This is a genomic window from Polaromonas sp. P1_E1_2 (genome assembly GCF_056406035.1).
On sequence record NZ_JBFUAZ010000228.1, the window covers coordinates 1 to 6037 of the forward strand.

Annotated in this window: 4 protein-coding genes; all 4 read left to right on the forward strand. The window is 56.7% G+C overall.

What is annotated here, in order from left to right; translation table 11 throughout:
• Positions 1 to 641 (forward strand): AAA family ATPase (locus AC1D1P_RS12095; protein ID WP_477673144.1); only part of this gene is annotated, 641 nt, incomplete at its 5' end.
• Between the two features lie 2 nt (positions 642 to 643).
• Entirely contained in the window at positions 644 to 1633 is a 990-nt protein-coding gene (locus tag AC1D1P_RS12100; RefSeq protein WP_477673145.1) for a hypothetical protein, read from the forward strand.
• A 624-nt stretch (positions 1634 to 2257) separates the two neighbouring features.
• The gene (locus tag AC1D1P_RS12105) at positions 2258 to 2917 is read left to right on the forward strand and encodes a hypothetical protein (protein WP_477673146.1); all 660 of its coding nucleotides are present in this window, start codon (positions 2258 to 2260) and stop codon (positions 2915 to 2917) included.
• Between the two features lie 7 nt (positions 2918 to 2924).
• Positions 2925 to 6037 (forward strand): FG-GAP-like repeat-containing protein (locus AC1D1P_RS12110; protein WP_477673147.1); only part of this gene is annotated, 3113 nt, incomplete at its 3' end.

The following is a 6037-nucleotide window of genomic DNA, read 5'->3' on the forward strand; positions in this document are numbered from 1 at the left end:
GAAGTAAACCGCTCGAAGACAAGCAACGCATACACCCTGAAAAAGATGAGGACAGACCCAGTTTTTTGAAATATGAAGTCGAGCGCTGGTTGGGGCAGATCGCTCGCCCGATCGAGATTGATCCGGTGTTCTATCCAGGTTCGGCTTTTACCGCGCTTCAGTTCCGTAGCCCTGGAGGGGAATGGGTTCGCGCTCCCAACATGGGGTTTGGCGTGTCTTATGCTCTGCCTATTATTCTTGCAGGTCTTACGGCGCGGCCTGGTGGTCTCCTCGTCGTTGAAAATCCGGAAGCTCACCTACATCCCGCTGGTCAATCGCGTATGGGCGTTTTTTTGGCATGGCTCGCTGGGCGGGGCGTTCAGGTCATCTTGGAAACTCATTCGGATCATGTACTCAATGGTGTTAGAAGAGCTATCGCTGAATATGCTTATCTGTCTCATGAGAAGGCACTTGTTCATTTTTTTGATCCCGTCGGTGATCACGCGTCTGCTGTACAACATCTTAAATTTTCCGCGGTAGGGTCGGTCTCCGACTGGCCGCGCGGTTTTTTTGATCAATATCAAATCGATGTCTCCACACTTGGACGCCTTCGGCGGCCAGCAGTTGCCGTACCAGTTTCAATAGCTCCAGAGGGGGGCTGAATGTGGCCTTTGTCGTAGATAGCTCTGAATGGAGTTTTGATGGTTGGAGTGAAGCCGAAGTAATCGAGGCAATTGAGAGTCTTCTAGATCGACTCTTTCAGGCTCGCGCACGAGCAGAAATCGTTTGGATAGGAAGAGAGCTTCAAACGCGAGCTATGTTAGAGACAATAGATCTCTGGAGTCTTAGTTCGCCTGACTCACCGATGAGGCTTACCCCAGAGATTTGGCAGGAACTCACGGCCTGGCTGACTAATCCTCCTTATTACGATGAGGCAGAAGAGCCGGATGGCGCCGAGACCGTTCTTGTGAAAATAGATGAGGGGATGCCGGCAGCGAATCCAGATGTCGCATGGGCGCACCATTGCGTTAGAACGGGGCGTCCGACAGGATGCTTGGGACTTCGTCGAAGTGGCCAGCATCTGACAACTACCGCACATGGAAGCGCTACTGTCCACTGGGTCACCGATGAAATTCAGCATCGAAATTTCTGGCGTGACTCAATCGAAATTTTGGGGGGAGGTAGGGATGTGCTTCAAAGTCAGGCACCTCATGCCTATCCCGATCTTTATTTTCCCACCACGGCGTGGGGCGGATTGAACGACCTTAGTTCATATATTGCCCTGCGTAGAACTGTCTATAAATACTTAGCTGCACTTGATGACCACGCACACTGGGTGTTTACTTTTCCTCCACCAGCCTTAGTCCGAGGCGAGCCAGCAGGGGACGACATGAATGCCACCCCATCCCATCAGATTATCGAGCGGCGCTTCCACAATTTGGGACTAGTTATGGCACCGGAGAAACCAAACGTCTTCGACAAGAAGGAGTCTAGAGAGGCTCGTGAAGTAGTGATCAGGGGTAAAACCATATATTGTGAATGGCACGCCAAGCTGCAGCCGCACATGGATAGGATTCATATCCATGCACCGGTGCCGCAGTCAAACCAAAAGGTAGTCGTGGCGATCTTTCATAGGCATTTGCCCTTGCCCTGAACCACTTTCTCTGCGGCCTCTTAAGATCGTCTGTGCCGCCTCTTATTCGGAAGACCATTTGTTCGTTGCGTTCTGGTGCTTCTTCGCGGTGTTGCGAGCCAGGTCCGTGCGCTTTGAAGTCTTGCGGATAAATCAGAGAAATCGGGGCGCCTCAACGAGCGGTTGTTCTAAATATTCCGGAAATACTTTAGAAATCCGAAAGACAGCCCCGAAGTATTAATTTCTGTGGTCGTGGATTTATCTAGATGATGTGGCGCGGGCATCTGCAGTTGATCGCATGGACACCTCTATACATTTCTTACGGTCCAATCGCGCTGCACCAAATTCACTTAGCCTTACTCAAAACGGTTGAAACGCTCTATTGCTCCTCTAATTAGAGGGTGGGTCACTTCGCCTGGATATCGCCGTCCCGAATGATCAGCTCCTGCGTTCTGAGCTTGAGCAATAGCGCGCTCAAATAAGTAGGCTTGCCATTTTTGAGAAAATATGGCCCGAACAGGATGTGGATTATGTAAATAATGCCAATTGTCACCTCTATATACAAATAGTATAAGGAGCAAAAAGGGGGGCGCAATGTTCTCACGGGGCTTTTGGCGCATTCATTGCGCCCGGATAGGTGCGTGCTTGAGCGCAGCTTGTCTGAGTTCTGCCGCCATCGCGCAGCTAAACATTCCCGAACCCGGCGCGCACGTAGAAGCAGGAGCTGGAATTTCAAGTGTTTCTGAATACAGAGACGTCGTTCTAGGGCGCAGTGCTTCCGCACACGCTTTCGCCGGGATTTCTTATTACGGGTTCAGCGCCTCGGCATGGACTTCGTCAGGCACCTTTGGTTGGCATGAACTCGCGCTTGCGTACAGCCACAAGTTTCCGCTGGTCGACATCCACCTCTCTTACGTCAACACACGGCTGGGCAACGGCATTAACTGGGGGCGCGACACGGCCCGGCTGTCCGTCTCCAACAATCTCAGCACCGGCACACATCTCCTTGTCTTTGTCGAACAACCGCTAGGTCGCAACGGGCGACATGGTTACTCCGCCGTACTTACTCAGCGCCTGGGCACCGTAGGCCCCGTGGACATCGCGTTCAGGGCAAGTACCAGTGCCGTGCGCACGCMCGTTCTACGTTCCGAGGGCGCTTCGTTGAAATTGCTGGCTAGTGGGGCAGCGGGAAGTAACGTCCGTTGGGACGCGCATTTTGCAGTTAACCGGTCGGTTCAAAACGCGAACACCGCCGAGCGCAAGTCGGCGGCTTTCGTCGGACTGAGCTTTACCAAGAACTTCTAGGAAACCCATGACTCGATCGATATTTGCATCGATGGCCCGGGCACTGGTTCTCCTTACATTTGCGATAGCGGGACATGTGCTGGCGGCAAACCGGGTTATCGTTGGCTCAACGGACGGGAACCTCAGCGTCACGCAGGACGGTGGCGCTGCCTATTCCATCCCTATCAAGCTGCCGCCCGGAACGTCCGGGATGGAACCGAAGATTGCTCTCACCTACAGCAGCCGCGCTGGAAAGTCACCGTATGGCTTCGGATGGAACCTCACGGGGCTGACTCTTATTCAGCGCAGCACTAGGAATCTGGCCGACGATGGGATAGTGCGCGGCGTGGCTTTCAATGAACATGACGGTCTCATGCTGGACGGCGAGCGCCTGGTCATGGTTGTGGACAACCGCAAGAGCGCCAAACCGGCTGATCGCTTTGTGGAGTTCCGCACTAGGACAGATTCATACACGCGGATTCGGGCGTACGATTGGACGCCGGCGGGGCCGCTCAAGTTCGTGGCAAACACGCGTCCAGGCCTGACGCTTTCCTTTGGTTCGACGGCCAACTCGCGCGTGGCCGGCAAAGGGGGGGCCGGCGTACCCATGATGTGGCTGTGTGACAGGGTAGAGGACCAAGCCGGCAACTACATGGTGTTTTCCTATCTCGCCGAAGCGGCGACGATGGATTACCAGATTAAGAAGATCGAGTACACGGGCAACCTCAAAGCCGCCATGCTGCCGTATGCGGCGGTCGATTTCGAATACGAGGACTTGGCGACGCCCTATGAAGTGCGCTTCCTCGAAGGAGAGGCCATTCCTGCGCGCAAGCGCCTGAAGCGCATTCATTCGCGCTATGGCATGCAGTACCTGCGAACCTACACGCCCACCTATGATGCGGCTACGGAGCTGGGTTCCAATTTCTTTTTCTTAAAGGCTTTGACCGAAACGGGCTACGAAACAGGGGCGACACCCGCGCAGGGTTCGAGTACCTCCTTCCGCCCGCTGAATTTTTCTTATACGCACGCCGTGCCCCAGTGGGCGCAGAGGCCGTGGCTGGGCGATGATTTCGCAGACCTGCCCAGCCTGGGGCGCTTGGCGGAGGGCTTTCGTGCCGTTCGTGTAAACAAAGGGGGGAAGTCGTACCAAGCCGTTGTCTATCGGCTGGCCGTAGGCGGGAAGGAAATCGCAGGCGCCTACTATTTCGACCCGGCCAATGGTCGCTGGGATCGCCTAGCCGGAGCCAATGGCAAGACTTACGCGCCACCGGTGATTACGGCTGACCAGGAGGGCATGGCTTCTCCGGTGGCGTGGGCGGATATCAACGGGGACGGCATGGAGGACATGTTGGTCAGCGGCCTGTCGCCCGCCCTGGATGGGACCTACATTAGTTCGGATGGTGGGTGGGAACGAGTGGCCGCGCTGCCGATTGCCATTCGCGGAGGATCGCTTGCTTCCAGCGGCATCGCTTTAATAAAGCGTGACGGCGCGATTTCGCTGGGTTGGCACCGTCAAGTCGGCGCGGGTGCGCCTCTTTCCGGCATGGTGACGCTAGCGGGCGCTGCTTGGCAGAAGAGCAAACTGCCCGCTCCGCCGCATCCGCTTCGGGGAGACGCGTCGGCGCCGGACCTGGACAGGGTCTATGCGCTGGACGTGGATTGCGACGGCAACAGTGAACTCGTTTACCTGCATCCCGGGAGCGCGGGTGGTGTCGCCGTCTATGCGCCGACCGCGGCCAAGTGGGAAAAGATGGCCGCGTCTTTTGTGCCAACCTTCGGAACCGTACCCGCGCATGAGGCCGTACAGGCAGTAGGGACCGATGGCCAATGCCAGCGCTTGATGGCCGCGTACCAGACCTTTGGGCAGGCGCCGTTTCGCAGCGGCCTGATCGCTTCCGCCAACGGATGGCAATCCGATGCTGCTGTACCTCCCGTTTTGTTCTGGCGGACCAAGAGCGACGTCGGCGAGCAGGTGGCTTCTGTGGCCGACGTCGACGGGGATGGTCAACCGGACATCTTCGCGCATGGCCGCAGCGCGACCGAGCGTTATGCTTATCTGAACCAGGGTGCGAGCTGGGTTTCCGACCCGAGTTTTGCCCCGCCAGTCACTCTGTTGGGCGACCCCAAGCGCAGGAGGGGTGTGTTCCAAACCTTGACCGTGGCCAACAGCATGGGCACGGCGCAGCGCCGCCTGATGATGTTCGCCGGCGGAGGGGCCAAGTTAAGCACGCCGCTCATCTTCGCGCGGGCTTCCGGTGGCAAATGGGAAGAGATCGGGGACTATCGGTTGCCCGCGACCATCAACATCGCCGCCTTCGATAAGATCGATCTGGGTATCCGCTTCGTCGATATAAACGGGGACGGTTACCCTGACATTGTGTCGGCGGTCAGGAAAGTTTCGGGTATTGAGTCAAAAGCCTGGATTTTTGACCCCAAGGGCTCAACTAAATGGACTGAAAAGCCTGAATTTGCGTTGCCCGAACCGCTGTCGGCCGAAGACTTCAGCGACACGGGTGCCTTGCTGATCGATGTCAATGGCGATGGATTGACGGATTTGCTGGTGTCGCGTGAAAAGGTACAGATTCGCTACGGCATGGCGCCGATCGTGACGCTGGAGAGCGCAGCGTATATCAACTGTACGAAGATGAAGCAAGCCCCTTGCCAAACGGGCAAGGGAATTTGGCAGAAGAACGTCCTGCCCGGGCTGGTGCCCACCTTGCCTTTTTCTAGGGAGGGATTTGGTCCCTACGGTGTGCGGGCTATCGATGTCAACGGCGATGGTTTGACCGACCTCGTCTATTCCAGCCTGGTCGAGCGTGAGGCCGCTGTGCAGCCGGTGCCCCCCCCCGGCGGCAATCCGCAAGATCCGCCACCGCCGCCGCCGTCCCCGTATGAACTGATGGCGACGACCTTCCTGAATGACGGCGGGAAAACCTGGAAAGCCGACGCCGCCTACGCACTGACGCAGCCTATTGCGCGCCAAGTCCTTTGCYCGAAGAAGCCGGGGTTCGACTTCGGTCCGCCGCCAAACCCCTTGCCGCCCAATCCGCTCTGCGGCAATTTCCAAGACGACGAGACATTCCAGAACGTGCAGACCATGGACACTAGGTTGGAGTTTCTAGACATAAATGCCGATCGACT